Raw genomic sequence first — 18,342 nt, 5'->3', positions numbered from 1 at the left:
GAATTTAAAAAAGATGACTCCTGTTGAATACAGAAATCATCTTCTTGATGTTGCCTAACTTTTTTTAAAATGTCCTTTACAAAGGGTACAGATTAATATGGGATATCGTTTCTTTTTTTATGGTTTGATGAGAATAGATGTAGCATAATGTTACTGTATACCAACGGATTTGTGATAAATCTTGTCGCTACTAAATATAGGTTATGCAGAGTTAAGGGCGCTGGTTTGGTTTTTCTATCATTCTTCTGAATCATATTTATCAAAATCGGGATTAATTATAATGGTTTTACCAAATATAACCAGATTTCAATCCGAACATTATTTATACCATATAGTACACCTATTGCCTTGAAAGTAGTGCGTTGTGTCTTTTATAGTTATTTTGTTTGTAATACACCATTACTGTCAAAGTTATATGATATATCTGCAATTTAGTTTTTTATCATCTGTTATAGTTGATATAACTAGAGTCATAATAAATCCACTCACCTGTTCCAATTCTTAGCCAGCCGTTCTTTTCTTCATATACTGTAACTTTTTCGCCTTTACTTGTCTTTCTAACAATAGAATAGTTTGTACCTGATCCGCTTCGAACATTTACCCCAATACCATTAATTTGAGCCGTTCCAATTACCTTTTTAACACTACCATTTTCAATTACTTGTAGCATATTTAGAATGAATGTTGCTGTTTCACCACGAGTTGTTGTTCCTTTAGGGTCGTATTGATTGTCACCCTTACCTCTTACAATGCCTAGGCCATACAGTCTTTGTACGTCTTCTTTATAAATAATTTGGTCTTTGTCTGAGAATGGTAGGTTTACAACTGGTCCCCATATACCTTTATACTGTAAAGCCTTGTTTACAATAATTGCTGATTCTTCTCTTGTAATAGGTGTGTTTGGGTCAAAATAACCATCACCTCTACCTAAAATGATACCTGCACTTGCAGTACGTTTAATACCATCTCGTAAAGTTGAGTTTGCATCGTTTAGGTCTTTAAATGAAGCATCTCCGGATGGCAGGTTTAGAGATTTAGAGATTAATTGAGCAAATTCGGCTCTAGTTATCGCTCTATTAGGTGCGAAAACTCCGTTTCCTTCCCCTACCATAATACCCCTTCTATTTAACTCTCGAATAGCTGACTCATACCAACCTCCTGTAATGTCATCTGTTGGTTGAGAAGGATAGGAGTATTGCAAGTGCGGGGAGTCTACAAAACCTTTCCAGTCTCCACCCCATGCAAACCCGATAGACTTCGCATAATGTACGGCACGTTGGATGTCGGCATTATAGTAGCCATCCCATAACGTTTTCGCTCCCTTCGTGGGTACGAAGTCCAATGCTTTTCCTACTAGATGATAAGAATCCATTGTTCGGGAAGCACCTTTGTTTACGTTCTCACGCTGTTTCTCTATAGATCGTGTTGTTTCATAAACTAACACTTGAATCCCATTATCTACACAATATTGATACCACTGTTTGGCTTTTTTTCTTGTATGTGGCTCTAATTTCTCTAAGTTTTCTAGAGTTCGATTGTGATAATATTGGCCGCTAGAATTTTTCTCCGTTTCTTTATATGTTTTAATAGGAGCGGCCAAAGCAGGTGAGCCTTCGCTAATACCCCCAAGCGCTCCAAATCCAAGTGCGCATAAAGATGCCACAGTGAGTTTTTTCTTCAATTTCATCATATAGTTACCTCCAGTATTGTGTATTGAAAAAAAATTATCCTTCCTTTATAAGGGGAACGTACATTCCTTATAAAGGGAGGATAGTCTTAATTTTTGTTAAAGAATTAATAATCGTGGTTCTGCTGCAAAGCCTCCGCCATGCTTCACGTACATTGAAAGGAATCGAAACGATTCATGCTATATACAAACAAAAGAGAAGTCACATGCCAGACTTCTTTTTTTCGACGTACAAGGAATTACAGCAATTATTCATAGCTGCTTAAACAATAACCGTATGTTGTAAGCGGACGTATACTTTTTTTAAACTTTGCAGCAGAACTGATAAAAGAATATCATGTCTATAGACAGTACAGGTTTTCTTTTTCTTCTTTTGATAAAAGTAGTTTTTAATGTGTTGCAAAATTCAATTTTGTGAGATTCTATAGAAGACAAATGTGAGTTAAAAGAATCACCCATTCTCCAATTTACAGCTTTATCTATAAACATCCTTCGTGAAATATCATGAGGGATGTTTTATTTTATTCTAGAAGAAATAAGGCAAGTAAAGATGAATGGATAACTATAGGCTGAAGTGAATAACTTATGTTTCTAGGATGCTCCATCTTGGCAAGATAAAGATGTAGCTGGTTCTGTAGATGTAGGATTAGGATTTCAAATTGATGCAAAAGTAAGCGTCAATGGTATAGCGTAATACAAAGTTCATAATAGTATAGGTAAAACATACTATATAATAGCAAATGAAGCCTATGTGTATGTGAAGTGAAAATAAGAGTCGTCATTATGACGGCTTTTTTTATTTTAAAGGAATTATTTAACTCATACCTGTTGATTCAAATGAATAGCTATGGTATAATTATATATGTAAGGGAGGTGAGAAACATGGATTGGGACTTAACAGAAAAGATTCTTAGGAATCTAGCTTACATAGTAGGTATGGGAGTAGGAATCATAAACGGAAAGAAAGCTCTAAACGACATAAAAGACAGAAAGGAGAAGAAAAAGCAAGAAGAAATAGAAAAACGTCTAGCCCGCAAGACTAGACGCAAATAACACAACGGGGGAAGAAATTCCCCCACTCTTAAAAAAATTATAACACAAATCCAATCCATGTAAAAATGAAGTTTGATCGAAATACTTTAACTTTAGTTTTGTTCTTAATATTAGTGGTTACAGTTACAAACTATACGAATCCTGGAGGGAGTGACTATTTAGGAATTGCTTCCACAATAATTATAACTATAGGACTTGTTATTAATTTAGTTTCTTTATGGATAAAAGGTAGGGACGAAAAATGAATATGGACTTTAAAATGAGTCGTGAAGAAATAGAAAAGTTAGTTAACCAAGTAGTTTTAACAGCCAACGAAACTGCAAATTTATTAGATGTCACACCTCAAAGATTACATGTACTTGTAAAACAAGGGCGACTTGTTCCCATTAAAGTAGTTGATAGAGTTTCGTTATATTTTCGTGAAGATGTAGAAAGACTGGCTGAAGAATTAGAGCAATTAAGGGGGAAATTTCGTCCATATGAATAAATTGGAAGCCAACTCTTATGAGTCGGCTTTTTTATTTTATATCAACGAACTCATCAAATTTCAATCGTGTTTTTAAGCCATATAGTAAACCTTCCCTAACTAAGCAGCACAACAGTTGTACGGTCGAAGATAGGAAGAGTTACAAGGATAACAGGCAATAATTATATTATGTAACCAAAGTTTAATATAGAATAGCAACCCTGTATACTCTAATATATATTTGCTAAGATATAACATAGAAATGTATGTATCATAAAAAGGCGGACGAATAAATGACGAAAAATTCGATTAATTTAATGTCACTAATTAATGCTAAAAAAGACCTTTCGCAGAATACCTTTGAGACTTATTTAAAAAAGTTTGAAGTTAGTATAAAATCTTCTGAATTTGAAGATATAACAAAATTAGTTGAGGGGATAAAATCTACTACGAAAAAAAGGATTATCTTTAGCAATTATTATGTTGGTTTTACAATTAAACAAATCGGAAAAGAATTCGATTTGTTACGCTTTGGGACCAACTACCATATTAATATTGAATTAAAAAGAACAAGCACCAAAGAAAAGATACTAAAACAACTTATTAAAAACAAATACTACCTTAACTCGTTAGAAACAGACGCTCTTAACTTTACTTATGTTTCCAGTGAAGATAAACTTTACTTTCTAGAAGAAGATGATTCTTTAGTGGAGTCAGACTTCAAGTTTTTAGTTGGAAAAATCGCCCATCAAGATATTCTAGAATTTGATGATGTAAATCAGTTATTTGATCCAAGCAATTATTTAATATCGCCCTTCAATTCAACCGAAAAGTTTATAAATAATCAATACTTCTTAACTCAACAGCAGGAATCTATAAAAGGACAATTAAGCAAACTTTATTCTTCTTCTCAGAGTAAACTTTTTGCTATCGAGGGATCTGCTGGAACCGGAAAAACTCTGCTTGTATATGACATCGCAAAGCAATACATTAATGCAGGTAAGAATGTATCTTTAATACATTGCGGAAATCTAAATGTCGGGCATAGTAAACTGATTTACAATCATTCTTGGAATATACGTCCTATAAAAAAATATGAGAAATTATTATTAGAACAAACCGATCTAATCATAGTGGATGAATCACAAAGAATTCGTAAAGATCAGCTAGAAGAAATAATTGAATACGCTAATAATAATCAAGTTACTTGCATATTTTCACTCGATCCAAAGCAATGTCTTAAGAAAGAAGAAATTAGGAATAAAATCCACGAAGATTTATACCGAATTGTTGATAAAAAATTCGACCTAACAAAAAAAATAAGAACAAACCCTGAAATAAGTGCATTTATAAAAAATTTATTTAGCCGTTCCGATAGAACTTCTCGACAAAATTATGAAAATATTGAAATACAGTACTTTTCTAATATTGACGAAGCGAAAAGTTTTGTTACCTCATTAAAATTTAAAGGATGGATTTCTATAAATTACACTACAAAAATTTATGGAGCGGATTCAATTAATCGTATGAATGTTCATGCTGATGAAAATGCACACTCTGTAATAGGTCAGGAGTTCGACAACGTAATAGCAGTAATAGGAGATTCTTTCTACTATAATTCAGACGGTAAACTAGTAGGTGATAGAAACGCTTTCTATCCTCCGACAAAAATGCTATATCAAATTTTAACTAGAACTAGAAAAAAGCTATGCTTAGTAATCGTAGATAATGAAGAAATTCTAAAAGAATGTCTAGAACTACTAGGGGGGAGTACACCAGCAACAACATCATAAAAACCCTGCATATGCAGGGTTTTTATATACTTACAATTTCTTATTTTTTTATAATCTTTTCGCTACGTTATCTTTTATAGTTTCGAAATCATAATCAAATAACATTTGTGAACCACGAGTGGCAATCAACTTTTGAGAGAATTTTAATTCCTCTTCTTCTAAAATTGATTTAATACGGTTGAATTCATCGTTTACTTCTTCTGTATTAATATTACCCATCATACAAGATAAATTGATTAGATCTTTTGAAGTTAATTCAAACCATTCTCCATTTAACCTTCTCAATTTGAATTGACGATGCAATAACGATTCTTTCTCTCTTGCATTTTCCACTTCAAAAACAGCTAGGAACTCCCATTCGAAAGGTAACTTCACCTCAAATTGTTGTTTCCTAATGTTTACATCACGCGAATAACCAATTTTATACGTGTTTGAGTGAAATTCTTTAATAATATAAATATAACCATATGGTTTTTCTAATGGTTCTAAAATAATATGTCTTAAATCAACATTAGATAATAAAGATACTGAACACAGTAACCTTTCAGCACTGCGTCTCAGCACATCTTCTCTATATTCTGTAACATCCTCATCCAAATTATTAATTGCAGTATCGATTTTTCTCTTTAGAATCTCTAATTTTTCTTTTAGAAATTCATTTCTTTTTTGTTTCTTAAGAATAGCAACAGAACTTTGTTGACATCGTTTGTAAAGATAATTGTTTATATTCATATTTTCTCTAAAAACATTATCTCTAATTCTTGCATAATCAAAGTGCATATTATTTTCCCTGCTAAATTCTTTTAACTCTCTTTTTGAATACTCAATCGCTCCATTAATTTCATCATCAATTTTTTGAAATAATTCATCGAGATTTCTTTCGAATTCCTTTTGGTTATTTGTTGGAATCATATAGAGTCACTTTCAATTGCAAATTCCGTAAATCAAGATTCAAAATCTCCGCCGCGTTTTAACTTAGGTCGCTTTTTCTGTTTAGGTTCTTCTTTCTTTTCAACTACTGGAGCAATAACAGGCGCTGTACCACTTGTATGCATGTATTGCCTGATAGCAGTTCTAACCATTTCCGCTTTACGGTTACGGGGTAATGACTCTAACCACAACTTGATGTCTTTATCTAGTACATCATCATAAGACAAAAGGTACGTCTTATTCGCCATCTTCTTCGCCTACCTCAAATTTTCCGTATCTATAGAAACCTTCAACGTTTGCAGTCTGGCTTTCTTCTAACTTCGTTACTTTACCAATCCATTCTTCCAATAATTGATGGAATGTATTCGCACCGCCACCAGAAACAAGTACTTCATCGAAACGATCAAATGTTTTCCAAGCATTATTTACACCATTTACAATAAAATCATACACTTCTTTAATTGAAACTGACTTCTCTTCGTTGAAATCAATTGGATCCATACGTTTAGAAGCTTGATATTCTCCACTCTCAAATACTTTTTCTAATTTGTAATCGTTAATAGTAGCGCTTGTTTCTTTTTTGATTTTAGATACAATCGGCTCATATACATCATGCATTCCTTTAGAAACCGATGTTGATTCTTTATCACGACGTAGCATAGAAACTACATCTAGGTCTGTAGTACCTGTTCCAATATCAATGATACCTACAGTCATATCTTCATAAGAATCATCACTTACAAATCCATCTTCATCTAAGTAACGGCTCATTACTGTTCCTACTGGTTGAGCAAGTACGATAACATCTACAACATTAATCGTTACTTTTTTACCATTAACTTCAACTTCATGTGTTCCTTGGTATACTTCTTTGATTTCTTCAACTGCTTTAGTACCAATTTCCTGACTAGGAACACCAGTTACAACTAATACTTCATCGTAACCTTTAACGTTTGATTTAGTTGCCATTTCAGCTAATGCGATTTTAGATAATGTGATGTATTGGTTAGTCTTGTAACGAATTTGCTGAGCATATGTGTTTAAAGTATTGTTTACTTTAATGATATCGTCTCCCCACACATATTCAGCGCCATCAACCTTATAAGTTTTAAGTTTCATTTTCCCACCAGATAATGCCTCTCCTACATTTGAAGCGAATGAATAAATAGAAGGAAGTGTCTTTTTAAATACATCTGTACGCATTTTAACAGCACCATTCCCGTGATCGATTGCAAATACTTTCGTCATTTTTCCATCTCCTAAACAGTTATTTAATACTTATATAATAGTTATGTAATTTTATCTTTATTCTAACTAATACAGCTGGTTTTGGCAATATTTTCTCTGATAAAAGGAAAAAAATAATAATTCTTATATAACCATTATTAACTTCAGGAAAATAAAAATAGAGACCCTTCACCAGAATCTCCACTAGATAAAATGAGGTAAAAACTTCCCCTTTGTTTAATTTACAACCATACTATCTGGCAACTGCCCCCAGAAATCAGATAACGAATTCGCATAAGTTTCGAAGTCGTTATCTTTTAAGTTAATTACTACATCATTTAAAGTTGTTTGATACATGTGAAAAATCAAATAAATCAGGTCTTATTTTCAATAAGTCCTCAGCAGATTCACCCGGCCCATGTTTTATTACATTAGCAAGTAATCTCAACTCGTTTATTTTGTCCCAACAAGATAAAGTAGTGATATCAACTTGAAATTCAAGAAAGAAAGTTTTTATTTTACCGATATTCGTACAAAAATTTTTATATTCTATTTCTTTCTGATTCTTATCCAAATACTGATAACCACTACGTGTCATTTCTTTATACAAAAACTTTCTAACTTGTTGCTCCCAAAATTGATACATTGTAGCAATCCACATTAACTGTGTATTATATCTCATTAAAGATACGTTTTCATAGTAATCTATACCAAATTGCCATGCATCATCGGAAAAATCGCCCGGATCGCAACACTCAGGATCTGCATGCTTCGTCAAGTCACGGTATGCATTTTGAGCAGCTTCTTCAGCCTCTTGATCTATGTTGTTGAATACCGGAGATATTCTATCGGTATACGTTTTCAAATACAGTTCATATGGTTTTTGCAACTCTTTTCTTAAATAATCATCTAAAAACATAACAGATGGCATTTAAATTCCCCCTACTTATAATATGTTCATATTTCTACCAGAATTTCCACCAAGGTTTCTTATTAGATGCTGCAGTTTCCAACAACACACGCTTTTCTAACCTCTCATCAATGTAAAGTTGTTGCTCATCCATTTTCTTGGCCATTTGCTTTAACATTTCATTCTGCTGCTGAATCATTTCTTTTAGCTCGTTATATCACTCGTCATGTTGCTCATTTTCCGTTATAACACCCGTATCAACATCTGACATATCTATTTATTTAACCTACGTCATAATTGCGTTATACGCCTGTTTTAACGTTATATTAGGGTGTGATTTCATTTCAATCAACTTCCTTAGCGTTATAACATCTTTATCCATAAAATTACGATGCCCATGCCCTTTCTTGTGAAAATGATACCCTTGTTCCTCTAGCATGATACAGTACTTACCCAAAGTAGACTCTTGGATTTTCAGCATCGTCGCTACGTCTTTGCTAATATACACGGCTTGAGAGCTATCTGTTTTATCTGTCATAGCATTATCACCTTAGTTATAACATTCGTGATGGCAGAGGTGATAACCTTATCTTCGCCAGGAAACAACAAAAATCCCTTGATGATGTAAAGAGATTTTACATCAATCATAAAATGCTGGCGGTACCTCTATTAACAAGAACAACATCAAAAATCAGTAAAATAAATAACCATTTCCCAGTCTCCTAAAACTTATCAAATAAAAAACAAAAACTTTATAAATTTTACCTTTGGAAAAGGAACTATATCTAATTCATTTTTCTTTTTAAAAATGGTACATTTTATTTGTAATACGAATAAAAATAATACCTAACACACTCTATGAACGAAAAAAGCCTAACGTCTTGAAAAAGATGTCAGGCTTTTTATCGTATTTGGGTACGGAAACATCGCTATCAAGCTACGGTCTTGAAGTACCTCTTAAATTTTCCTTACTTATAATATGTTCATATTTCTACCAGAGTTTCCACCAAGGTTTCTTATTAGATGCTGCTGTTTCCAACAGTACACGTTTCTCTTCCTGCATCTCACGTATTGCGCCCATAAGCTGCTGATCTCTTCTTTCTAATCTCTCATCAATGTAACGCTGCTGCTCATCCATTTTCTTAGCCATTTGCTTTAACATTTCATTCTGTTGTTGAATCATCTCTTTCAACTCGTTATATCGCTCGTCATGCGGCTCAGTTTCCCTTATAACAGCTGTATCAACCTCTGACATATCTTTTTCTTTAACCCAAGTCATGATTGCGCTACACGCCTGTTTTAACGTCATATCAGGGTGCGTTTTAATTTCAATCAACTTCCTTAGTGTTATAACATCTTTATCCATAAAACCACGATGACCATGCTCGTTCTTGTGAAAATGATACCCTTGTTCCTCTAGCATGATACAGTACTTACGCAAAGTAGATTCCTGGATTTTTAGCATCATCGCTATGTCTTTGCTAATATATATGGCTTGAGAGCTGCCTGTTTTATCTGTCATAGCATCATCACCTCTGTTATAACATTCGTTATGGTGGAGGGGAAACCCTTGTCTTCGTCGAAATGTTACATTAATCTCTAAAATTATTTTTTAATTTAATATACGGTGCGTGAAATTTAGTTTAAATGGAAATTGTATATTCAATATGGAGGATGATACATAATGAAAAAAGAAAAATTAATTGATGTTAAAAATGTATCTGCAACGGAAGTTTTAGAGATTAAAAACAAATTGAATCATTTGGAGGATGGAATGATTCAAGAACTAACACAAGCAGGTATGCATGGTAGTTTGGCTCACAACATTCATGATTTACGAAATATGCTCAATGATCTATTTAATAAAATTGAATACGGGAAAGAATCTATTGATGACGAAATGGCTCCTTTATTTGAAAGTAAGGAATCCAAATAACGTAAATGGTACCGTACAAGTCGGGTGTTATCATTCAACTTGTACGTATTTTTTTCCTTTAAGAGTTTGTTTATTCCTATAATGCTTGAGTATTTTCAAGTTTACTCATAATAAAATCTAATAATTCTTCTTTTGTTATTTCTTCATCACAATATCCGTAAATTGCATCTGCAACATTACTATTAACTAATTTATAAATGAAATCTTGTATACACCCCATCACTTCAGGTATATCGAAAGTAACACCCATATCTGCAAACTTGTTATATGTAATATAACGTTCTTTTTCAATATCTACTAGAATCTTAATAATTTCAAATATCTCACTTTTAATTACTGGATCTATTAAATCTGCTTTACATGTTAAAAGACGTTCACTAAAATTTTCCCTGCTTTCTCTTCCATCACAATAGTCCTCTATATTTTCTGAGAAGACATCACCGAAAATATTACATAACAATACATTAGCCGACTCTTTAAAATCTAACATATAAAATACCTCATATATTTCAGTAAGACCAGCATCATAAAGAGGCTCCAAACCTCCGTTTGCTCTTTTATTTAAATCTAGTATGTTTATTACCAAATCTAATTTTTTCATAGTAATATCTCCTTATTTTATATAATTTTAGAACCTTCAAACCAATCCATTGCATTTGCCGGATATTTTTCGTCTTTAAAAAACAGTACATCTTCCTCTGTTAACTCGTACAAAGCTTTTTCTACTAATCTATTACTAAATTGTTTTTTTGCAAACTGATGATAAAACTTCATTGTGTCGTATGTTTCTATTGAATGAACAATTTCAACTGTATCACCATACTCTTCTTTTAACCGATTGATTTTACTGTTTAAATCAATTGATGTTGTATATGTAAATTTATAGTGCCCAGATGGGTACAGGCGAATTAAAATAACAAATCCACTTTTAGGTTTTGCTGCTTGTTCTTTTTTTATTTGACGTTCTTGATATTGATTTTCTTCCTGTTCTCTTTCTACTTCTAGTTTTTTTTCTCGATTTTCATTGTAATTATCTATCCATTCTTGATCTACTTGTTCAGCAAATTGCAAAATATCATTTGCGAGATTTTGCATATCCTCTTTATTCCACATCCAACCACCATAAATACTATTTGTGCCTTTAGTAACAGCAATACCACCATTAGACGCAGGTAACATTGTAACTTGTCCTAAATGTTGATAGTAAGGATCATATCTAAAATGGCTATGGTTTTCTATTGATTCAGCTATTTTTTCATTAATAGACATAGAATCCCATTGTATGCCTGATAGATATCGGCGTAATAAGATAATATCTATTTTTTCATTTCCGTCAAATTGAATAACTTCTTTGCTTGCAAGAGTAGTTAAAATATTTTTCACTTCACCTATGGATTTACCTGTCATATCTGCAATTTCATTTAAATTGTGATTCTCACGAAAAATATGAGAATGATTCAAATATGCATTCAATACAATATATTCGTCAACAGTAATTCCAGCTTTAATATAATACTTTGTCAATAATGATGCTGTCTTTTGCGGCATAAAAATTCCTCCTTTTTGTTTTAATCACGTTTATATTTCTTTAATAATTCATCTAAACGTTTTTGCTCGTCTTCTGAATGTTTTTTGGCTTGTCCGTTGTCTTTCGCTGTTGATGAAGCATTTTCTTCTTTTAACCAACCTGGAGTTATTTCAGTACGTGCAATTTTTTTAGATTTTTTAGTTGAAGCTTTATTAGCTTCTCGACTATTATTATGCTTTTTCTCATATTCAATTATATCTTCTAAATTTTGAACATTAGCTGCATTCCATTTTTCTAGAACTTTATTTATATATGCAAAAGGATGTTTTGCTTCTGCTTCTGCACTACGTTTAATTGCCTCAATAACTAGTAAACAAGAATACTTGTTTTCTAATGTTTTAAGTTTATTTAAGAAGTATGTAGTTGCATTTGGATTGATTTGTTTTAAATAAAAATTAGAAGGAGAAATAGTATTTTCATTACTACTACTACTAATTGTATTTAAAGATGTATTTAAAGATGTATTTAGGGACTCATTTGATTCAGTAGTATCAACGGGTACAGCTTCTAAATCGGTTCGATTTTCGAACTGCAATTGGTTCGATTTTCGAACTGCAATTGGTTCGATTTTCGAACCGCTATCAATAGTTCGATTTTCGAACTGCTCTTTTTTTGCTTCTTCGGCTTCATTTGCCTCTTTTAATTTTTTATTTACTTTTTGCCATTCAAATGTCAATTCCCAAGGATAATCAGCAAAATCTTTAATGTTTAATCTATATGCAAATTTACCGTTGATTTCTTTACGTTGAATATAGTTTTTTTCGAAGCATTTTTTCAAAGCGTTATTTACAGCTTCTCTACCAAGTGAAGTAGCTTTTTGAATTTCAGAAAATGTGAATTTCAGGCTGTTACCGTGACGATTCCATCCAAAAGTATGACGAATCATAAAACCGATAATTTTAACTTCTGCGATTGTTATACGTTTAGATAGTAAAATTTCATCATAAAATTCGTTAGGGGTTTGTGTATGTGATGTTGGGGCTGTGAACCCTTCAAAAGTATTTTTAGACATAATAAAAAATCCTCCATTTTCCACCCCGCCCAAAAATGGGTATAGGAAATTAGAGGATTGTAGTTCACATTTTTAAAAGTATATGCTATCATAGACGTAGCGATACACATTTAAATACGTTAATACAAACCTCGTTTTTAAATTTTCATCGGTTGGTAGGAGCGGCCAAACTCTCGAACCTTTGAAAATTCCTGTCGGGGTTTTTTTATTTTTTTATATGAAAAATTTACATTTGCAATTTATGTATCTACTTCTTTATGATAGCAGAGATTTGTTAAAAAAAGAAGAGTAAAAGAGAAGACCGTCGTTTGATGGTCTTTTTTGTTATACTTAAACAAAAAGGGGGATATAAAGTATGCATGTTTTTTTTGACAATATTTTAATGTATTTAGAACACTATAATATTCCATGTACATTTGTATTAAGTAACGGGAAATCATTAAAAGGAAATATAGTAGGCAGAGAACAATATATGATTTACGTTGAAACAGATGAGAGACAACATTTTTTATTTAAATCTAACATTATGGACATCATTCCAAATGAGAAGTTAGATCTACCAAAAGTAAAAGAATCTGTGAAAAATCATATATCAAAGAAAAAAGAGTCTGTCGTGAAGTAATACATAGAAAAAATAACAAGATTGTTTAGTGGTAGTTACACCTAATATGATAAACTAGATTTAACTGTATATTGTGAGGGCGGGAGGTTGCTATCCTTTCTCTGATCTTAGAGAGGAAGGAGGTGACCGAATGGATTCTTTATTTAATTTATTGTATGACGCTGCTAAGGTATTCCTTACAGTATTTGCAACAGCTTATGCAAATGAGCTAGCAAAAAAGATTAGCAGTAAACGAAATAAAAGAACCGCCCCAAATGCCGGCAAGCGAAAGGGCGGTTCTAAACGAAAGAAATAAATTTTAGCAACCGACCACCTTGCGGTAGCAGTTACTTGAAGAGATGTTAGCGCATCTCTTCTTTTATTTTATGCAATTCAGTTAGAAGTCATACTCTATTCATATCATAACAAATAATCAGAAAAAAGAAAAGACACTCAAATGAGTGCCTTCCTTCGGCTTAAACCACTTTAATTTTAATAATATATATTGGACTTCAATCCAAATAATATTTTACCACGTTAAGTTATATTGTTTAATTGAGAAATATGATTCAAATCTAAAATAATATCGTCTATAGAAGCAGTTTCATTAAACGCTATAGGATTAGAGCGATTACCTTTAGTAGATTACGCTTTTTCTTCTTTCTTTGTTTCTTGTTTTGTTTGTTCTTTTTCTTTTGTTTCTACTCTATTACTTGTCTTTTCGTTAGAACCGCAAGCAGCTAAACTAAAGGAAAGTGATTCAGCAAAAGCAATAGTACCCAATCTTTTGTACATTCTGTTTCCTCCAATTATTTAAAATGTAAGATTTTCGAGCTAATCATATTAGATGACCCGTCTATTTTTTGTCGTATTTTGTCGAATAAAAATAAAAAAAGAGAGCCGAATACCTTTTTGGATAAAATGGGAAAAATAAAAAAAACTCCCAGAACGAATATAACAGATGCTGTTACAACTGTCTTGGTGTATTTTTCCCTAAGGAAAAGGGAAAATACAAAGAAAAGACACTCAAATGAGTGCCTTTTTAAGCTGATACAGCAGCTTTATCTTTACGGAAGATAGCCATTAATCCTCCGATTAATAATAATACTCCTAGTAATAGGTAAACGATAGAGATACAGATGAATCCGCCAATTGCAGCAACAGTCATCATGATACCGCCAACAATTCCTAAAATTGATAGAGCGACAGCGCCCCAACCTAAAGCAATGATGCTGTCTGCACCTTCCGCTTCAAACGCAGCCCCCATACCTCCGATTACTAAAGCGATAAATGCACAAAAAATACCACCAATAAGTCCTAATACAAATTCAGTTGTTCTTTTCATATTGATTTTCCTATATGATTATTTAGATTTAAAGAATACTTTAGTTAGTTTATGAGTTTCAAATTGAATAATAAAGTCATCGCCAGCATTTACAGCTTGTGAAATATAACCTTCACCTTCAGCGCCTTTGTATAATTTTTGATGTAACTGATTAGGTGTTACAACAGGTTGTTCATGGTTATATACTTGTCCTTCTTTTGATACTAGGTTGAAGTTCATAGCAGATAGTAAATATTCAAAGTCTTGTGCTTCAGCATCTACTACTTTTCCTTTTACTTTAACTAATACCCATTCCTTCCCCTCCAGAGCAGGTTCATTGAATTTGTTTTCCTTTTTTAGAATTTCCAACGCTTGTTCACCACGTATTACTTCTAAAATAGAAATTTCAACTTTTGTTTTGAATTTCTTAAATTCTCCACCATCAGTATTTAAAATAAGATCATCTATAGAAGCTGCTTCATTAAACGCTATAGGATTAGAGCGATTCCCTTTGGTAGACTCCGTTTTTCCTTCTTTCGAATTATCCTTCTTTGTCTCTTGTTTTGATTGTTCTTTTTCTTTTGTCTCTACTCCGTTACTTGTCTTTTCGCTAGAGCTGCAAGCGGCTAAACTAAAGGCAAGTGCTCCAGTTAAGGCAATAGTACCCAATTTTTTATACATTCCGTTTCCTCCAATGTTGAAATGTAAAATTCCCAGAACAATATAACAGATTCTGTTACAAATTAAGTAGCGTATTTTTCCATAAGTAAAAGGGAAAAATAACAATTTTAAATATTCATTTAAATTAGAATACACGTTCGGTTTTTGTGCTATAATTATTTGGCTAATATTGAAAATGGAGGTTGTAGTCGTGGAAATAAAGCAACTACTTGAACAAATCTTGATTTTAGAGAAAATAGCAGAAGATGAAAATGTGATAACGGCTATAACTGAATTTAAAAAAGCGATTGATAGTCCCTAACACTATCAATCGCTTCGTTATTTTGATGCGCTTCCCGTATCTACAATAGCCTTCATCATATCTATAAGAAGTTTTTGTCGCTCTTCGCTTAGTTTCTCAATCTTTTCTGTCAGTACGTTCATTTCTTTTCTAACCTCAGAAGATTCTTCTTTATCTAGCTCTCTATATTCAGACAAACCTAATATATAATCAGATGTAACTTCGAGCACACGAGATAGAGCAGATACTGTTCCGCGAGAAGGTGTAATTTTATTATTTTCTATTTGGGATAATGCAGATTTACTAACACCAATTTTCTCAGAAAGATCCTGTTGCGTCAGTTTTTTCTCATTTCTCAGCATCTTAACTCTGTTACCGTTCACGAACATTCGCCCTTTCATTTTCTAAATATAATTAATGGAACAATTAACAAGTACATAACTGTTAATTGTTATTCCCTACTTATATATTAAACAATTGTTAAGTAGTAGTCAACAAAGTACATGTGAAACATTACTTGATAATTCGGAGTATTGAAAATACAATAACTTGTGTTTACCTAGGCTTAACTCCATGATACAATCACTCATGTAAGTGAGGTGACGCCATGAAATTCAATCATACAGAAGTAAAAAAGTTAAGATTGGAACGCAAAATGTCACAAGAAACTTTAGGTAAACAGGTTGGATGCACACGTTCTGCTATATCTCAAATAGAGAGTGGTAAGTATGAACCTAGTAGATCTACATTAATTTGTTTTGCTGAAGTTTTTGGAGTTACAATTGATCACTTTTTTGAGATAAGCACAACTTAACATTTGGTATTTTATTTTTTAACTTTTAAGTTAAGTTGAACTTAACTTGAGGGAGTTGATTTTGAAAATAGGAGTTGATTCTTTGTCAATCATTGAAATAAATTCTTTTAAAACCGTAGCAAATGAGCTAATTCCGATAATGGAAACAGATTCGGGAGCAAAAATTGTGAATTATGTTACAGGAGAAACGAAAATAGCTGTATTCAAACTCCTTGTTCGTATGAATGAGAATATGAACAAATTGACAGAAGCGATGCAAATAGGAGATTTAGAAAGTTGCAATAAGTGGAATGAAAAAAATCTTAAAGTTAACCACGAACTACATAAATTACTACAACAGAAGCAAGAAGAGGTTGCGTTATGATTGATTTAAACAGTTTCGTAGAAGAAATCCAAAACAAAAAAGTATTTATCATTGCTTAATAGCAATTTATATAACCTTCAGCTGCACCACCAAAAGGTGTAACTGAAATTGAGGTGAATCAAATGGCATTAGCAGATAGAGTGCTTCCGGAGCATATACAAAGAGCTTGGGCTTTAGAAAATAAGTTGTGCGAATACATGAAAAATCGAAAAGTATTACTTCGCCAGTGCGACAGAACAATGAATGTTGGTGAAATAACAACTGCAAGGGAATTGAAAGAGCTTTGCGATAAACAAACAGAAGAAGCAGCTGCAGTTGAAAAAGAACTTGTTGAATTGTACATAAAAAAACAGAAAAGAGATCAATATCTTAGAAGTGAAGAACGAAAGAACGTAATTGAAGTAGCTGATCACTTGGAACCTCTAGGCGGTAATCCAGCAGTAGTAGAACAAATAAGAAAAAACGCATAAAAAAAGACCCGTCTCAGAAACGGATCATTTCGAAAATTTACATTTGCAATTATAACATACGAACGCACGAGCGGCCATGCAATAGAGTGCGTTGCATATAAAACGATTAAAAAAAGATTGATAGGAGTTGAAAGTAATGAATGATTGGTTGTTCGATAATAGCGATTGGTGTGACATCTGTGGTGATGTAATTCTATCTGCTGATGTAAAAAGTATGCACATCGAGGGATGCGAAAAAACGTTATGTAAGTCTTGCCGTGGTGAGTACCATGACGGAGCAACTAATATTCTTGCTGGATGAGCTGTCTAATACAACTGCAGTTAGAAAAAATACCAAAGATATAAAGGTTATGGAACAGGCACGACCATTTGATATTAGTAAAGCACATGCGAAGCACTTGTCAGGACGCATAGGATTCGCTGATGTGATCGCTACCGTTCCATGTAATGTATGGAGTTCGGACGAGCTTCCACGCTCCGTAAGGCAGGATAATCACTTTGATATGTATATCGACTATGTAACAGCGTTATGGCGGTATAAGCGAGAAAAGGACAAAAGCTTTGATTGGGATGAAGCAGAAGAGATTTGCAAAGCTGCAAGGGAATCCCAAGAACCGCAGCTATTAAGAATTTATTTTGATAGCGGATTCAAACCACAATATGTAATTGAGTATTTATAAGAGATGGAGGAATGAAAAATGTTAATAGCAGTAGTAGAAGTACAAGTGCCACGTTTTGTTAAAACACCATTTGAATTAGGTGAATGGGTTGTTTATGAAGGTGAAGATTACACAGCGTTTGCAAAGGTTGAATTCCTTGATATTAATCCAAAAGATGGCCGTATTAAGGTATACGGTGTTTGGGGTAATAATAGTGTAATGAACGTAGGTGACAAAGGGTATCAATTTGCCGATCAGTGTCGTTTAGCAACAGAACAAGAGCAATATTGGGAAGGGCGCCGCCGGGTCTTTGCTGCTAAAAAAAGAAGAAACAATGAATTTCAAAGTGGTGATTTTGTTACTGATGATACTCGGGTATTAACTGTAGTACATCAAAATAAGGATACTGGAATCGTAAGGGTAAGGGTCAATAATTCGAATGAAACATATGAAGTTGAACCGCAGGACTTGGAAGTGCTATTTTTTAAAGAAGATGCGGCAGGATAATCCAGTATGGCCCAGGATACGTTGATTGTTTTTGGAATAT

Annotated in this window: 27 protein-coding genes and 2 pseudogenes; 14 read left to right on the top strand and 15 right to left on the bottom strand. The window is 32.9% G+C overall.

Going from position 1 to position 18,342, the window contains the following annotated elements; genetic code table 11:
- Positions 1-442: 442 nt before the first annotated feature.
- Complete coding sequence (locus ACQKNR_RS26760) at positions 443-1,690, bottom strand: S-layer homology domain-containing protein (RefSeq protein ID WP_427322134.1); 1,248 nt, start codon at positions 1,688-1,690, stop codon at positions 443-445.
- Positions 1,691-1,815: 125 nt separating this feature from the next.
- On the opposite strand from ACQKNR_RS26760, the pseudogene ACQKNR_RS26755 reads away from it, so the two are divergent.
- The 5 genes and pseudogenes from ACQKNR_RS26755 to ACQKNR_RS26735 form a co-directional block, all read left to right on the top strand.
- A pseudogene (locus ACQKNR_RS26755) lies at positions 1,816-1,953 on the top strand (IS6 family transposase); the annotation flags it as partial.
- A gap of 302 nt (positions 1,954-2,255) precedes the next feature.
- Positions 2,256-2,453, top strand: a pseudogene (locus ACQKNR_RS26750) (N-acetylmuramoyl-L-alanine amidase); the annotation flags it as partial.
- 116 nt (positions 2,454-2,569) lie between these two features.
- Positions 2,570-2,740, top strand: a complete 171-nt coding sequence (locus ACQKNR_RS26745; RefSeq protein ID WP_427322132.1) for a hypothetical protein — start codon at positions 2,570-2,572, stop codon at positions 2,738-2,740.
- A 247-nt stretch (positions 2,741-2,987) separates the two neighbouring features.
- Complete coding sequence (locus ACQKNR_RS26740) at positions 2,988-3,227, top strand: helix-turn-helix domain-containing protein (protein ID WP_427322130.1); 240 nt, start codon at positions 2,988-2,990, stop codon at positions 3,225-3,227.
- Between the two features lie 272 nt (positions 3,228-3,499).
- On the top strand, positions 3,500-4,999 hold the full coding sequence (locus ACQKNR_RS26735; protein ID WP_427322128.1) for an ATP-binding protein: 1,500 nt from the start codon (positions 3,500-3,502) through the stop codon (positions 4,997-4,999).
- Positions 5,000-5,047: 48 nt separating this feature from the next.
- Here ACQKNR_RS26735 and ACQKNR_RS26730 read toward each other — a convergent pair whose 3' ends face one another.
- The 7 genes from ACQKNR_RS26730 to ACQKNR_RS26700 form a co-directional block, all read right to left on the bottom strand.
- Positions 5,048-5,911: a GIY-YIG nuclease family protein gene (locus ACQKNR_RS26730; protein WP_427322126.1), complete on the bottom strand. Its 864-nt coding sequence runs from the start codon at positions 5,909-5,911 to the stop codon at positions 5,048-5,050.
- Positions 5,912-5,943: 32 nt separating this feature from the next.
- Entirely contained in the window at positions 5,944-6,177 is a 234-nt protein-coding gene (locus ACQKNR_RS26725; protein ID WP_427322124.1) for a hypothetical protein, read from the bottom strand.
- The gene (locus ACQKNR_RS26720; RefSeq protein WP_427322122.1) at positions 6,167-7,177 is read right to left on the bottom strand and encodes a plasmid segregation protein ParM; all 1,011 of its coding nucleotides are present in this window, start codon (positions 7,175-7,177) and stop codon (positions 6,167-6,169) included. Before ACQKNR_RS26720 ends, ACQKNR_RS26725 begins: the two co-directional genes overlap by 11 nt.
- 313 nt (positions 7,178-7,490) lie before the next feature.
- Positions 7,491-8,087, bottom strand: coding sequence for a hypothetical protein (locus ACQKNR_RS26715; RefSeq protein ID WP_427322120.1), 597 nt, complete (start codon positions 8,085-8,087; stop codon positions 7,491-7,493).
- A 34-nt stretch (positions 8,088-8,121) separates the two neighbouring features.
- Positions 8,122-8,265, bottom strand: coding sequence for a hypothetical protein (locus ACQKNR_RS26710; protein ID WP_427322118.1), 144 nt, complete (start codon positions 8,263-8,265; stop codon positions 8,122-8,124).
- 87 nt (positions 8,266-8,352) lie between these two features.
- On the bottom strand, positions 8,353-8,604 hold the full coding sequence (locus ACQKNR_RS26705) for a hypothetical protein (RefSeq protein ID WP_427322116.1): 252 nt from the start codon (positions 8,602-8,604) through the stop codon (positions 8,353-8,355).
- 453 nt (positions 8,605-9,057) lie between these two features.
- Positions 9,058-9,534: a DUF3967 domain-containing protein gene (locus ACQKNR_RS26700; protein WP_427322114.1), complete on the bottom strand. Its 477-nt coding sequence runs from the start codon at positions 9,532-9,534 to the stop codon at positions 9,058-9,060.
- 216 nt (positions 9,535-9,750) lie between these two features.
- On the opposite strand from ACQKNR_RS26700, the gene ACQKNR_RS26695 reads away from it, so the two are divergent.
- Positions 9,751-10,002 (top strand): hypothetical protein, encoded by a 252-nt coding sequence (locus ACQKNR_RS26695; protein ID WP_427322112.1) that lies wholly within the window; start codon positions 9,751-9,753, stop codon positions 10,000-10,002.
- A 76-nt stretch (positions 10,003-10,078) separates the two neighbouring features.
- Here the strand turns inward: ACQKNR_RS26695 and ACQKNR_RS26690 are convergent, their stop codons facing one another.
- Genes ACQKNR_RS26690 through ACQKNR_RS26680 form a run of 3 tightly spaced genes read right to left on the bottom strand, consistent with a single transcriptional unit; the run spans position 10,079 to position 12,602 of the window.
- Positions 10,079-10,603, bottom strand: coding sequence for a hypothetical protein (locus tag ACQKNR_RS26690; protein ID WP_427322110.1), 525 nt, complete (start codon positions 10,601-10,603; stop codon positions 10,079-10,081).
- A gap of 17 nt (positions 10,604-10,620) precedes the next feature.
- Positions 10,621-11,550 (bottom strand): hypothetical protein, encoded by a 930-nt coding sequence (locus tag ACQKNR_RS26685; protein WP_427322108.1) that lies wholly within the window; start codon positions 11,548-11,550, stop codon positions 10,621-10,623.
- Positions 11,551-11,570: 20 nt separating this feature from the next.
- Positions 11,571-12,602, bottom strand: coding sequence for a DnaD domain protein (locus ACQKNR_RS26680; RefSeq protein ID WP_427322107.1), 1,032 nt, complete (start codon positions 12,600-12,602; stop codon positions 11,571-11,573).
- 355 nt (positions 12,603-12,957) lie between these two features.
- Here ACQKNR_RS26680 and ACQKNR_RS26675 point away from each other — a divergent pair, with 355 nt between their 5' ends.
- Positions 12,958-13,224 (top strand): RNA chaperone Hfq, encoded by a 267-nt coding sequence (locus ACQKNR_RS26675; protein ID WP_427322105.1) that lies wholly within the window; start codon positions 12,958-12,960, stop codon positions 13,222-13,224.
- Between the two features lie 130 nt (positions 13,225-13,354).
- Entirely contained in the window at positions 13,355-13,519 is a 165-nt protein-coding gene (locus ACQKNR_RS26670; RefSeq protein ID WP_000377658.1) for a hypothetical protein, read from the top strand.
- A gap of 329 nt (positions 13,520-13,848) precedes the next feature.
- Here the strand turns inward: ACQKNR_RS26670 and ACQKNR_RS26665 are convergent, their stop codons facing one another.
- The 4 genes from ACQKNR_RS26665 to ACQKNR_RS26650 form a co-directional block, all read right to left on the bottom strand.
- A complete protein-coding gene (locus ACQKNR_RS26665) occupies positions 13,849-13,998 on the bottom strand; it encodes a hypothetical protein (protein ID WP_427322103.1) in 150 nt (49 codons plus the stop codon).
- A gap of 247 nt (positions 13,999-14,245) precedes the next feature.
- On the bottom strand, positions 14,246-14,548 hold the full coding sequence (locus ACQKNR_RS26660; RefSeq protein ID WP_427322101.1) for a hypothetical protein: 303 nt from the start codon (positions 14,546-14,548) through the stop codon (positions 14,246-14,248).
- A gap of 18 nt (positions 14,549-14,566) precedes the next feature.
- Positions 14,567-15,208: a hypothetical protein gene (locus tag ACQKNR_RS26655; protein WP_427322099.1), complete on the bottom strand. Its 642-nt coding sequence runs from the start codon at positions 15,206-15,208 to the stop codon at positions 14,567-14,569.
- Positions 15,209-15,526: 318 nt separating this feature from the next.
- The gene (locus tag ACQKNR_RS26650; RefSeq protein WP_427322097.1) at positions 15,527-15,871 is read right to left on the bottom strand and encodes a helix-turn-helix domain-containing protein; all 345 of its coding nucleotides are present in this window, start codon (positions 15,869-15,871) and stop codon (positions 15,527-15,529) included.
- A gap of 224 nt (positions 15,872-16,095) precedes the next feature.
- Between ACQKNR_RS26650 and ACQKNR_RS26645 the strand changes: the two genes are divergently transcribed.
- From ACQKNR_RS26645 to ACQKNR_RS26620, 6 genes are all read left to right on the top strand, one after another.
- Positions 16,096-16,302, top strand: coding sequence for a helix-turn-helix transcriptional regulator (locus ACQKNR_RS26645; protein WP_427322095.1), 207 nt, complete (start codon positions 16,096-16,098; stop codon positions 16,300-16,302).
- A gap of 82 nt (positions 16,303-16,384) precedes the next feature.
- Complete coding sequence (locus ACQKNR_RS26640) at positions 16,385-16,666, top strand: hypothetical protein (RefSeq protein ID WP_427322093.1); 282 nt, start codon at positions 16,385-16,387, stop codon at positions 16,664-16,666.
- Between the two features lie 122 nt (positions 16,667-16,788).
- Complete coding sequence (locus tag ACQKNR_RS26635; RefSeq protein ID WP_427322091.1) at positions 16,789-17,136, top strand: hypothetical protein; 348 nt, start codon at positions 16,789-16,791, stop codon at positions 17,134-17,136.
- Between the two features lie 136 nt (positions 17,137-17,272).
- On the top strand, positions 17,273-17,437 hold the full coding sequence (locus ACQKNR_RS26630) for a hypothetical protein (protein ID WP_427322138.1): 165 nt from the start codon (positions 17,273-17,275) through the stop codon (positions 17,435-17,437).
- Positions 17,406-17,816 carry a cell division protein SepF gene (locus ACQKNR_RS26625; RefSeq protein WP_427322090.1) on the top strand — a complete coding sequence of 137 codons (411 nt, stop codon included), beginning with the start codon at positions 17,406-17,408 and terminating at the stop codon, positions 17,814-17,816. The genes ACQKNR_RS26630 and ACQKNR_RS26625 overlap by 32 nt, the downstream gene beginning before the upstream one ends.
- 18 nt (positions 17,817-17,834) lie before the next feature.
- Positions 17,835-18,302, top strand: coding sequence for a hypothetical protein (locus ACQKNR_RS26620; RefSeq protein WP_427322088.1), 468 nt, complete (start codon positions 17,835-17,837; stop codon positions 18,300-18,302).
- The last annotated feature ends 40 nt before the right edge of the window (positions 18,303-18,342 follow it).

Origin of the sequence: Bacillus sp. NPDC094077, assembly GCF_050279465.1 — a bacterium.
GTDB lineage: Bacteria > Bacillota > Bacilli > Bacillales > Bacillaceae_G > Bacillus_A.
Note: the sequence above shows the minus strand (reverse complement) of the source record. Positions and strands in the feature narration are given on the sequence as shown.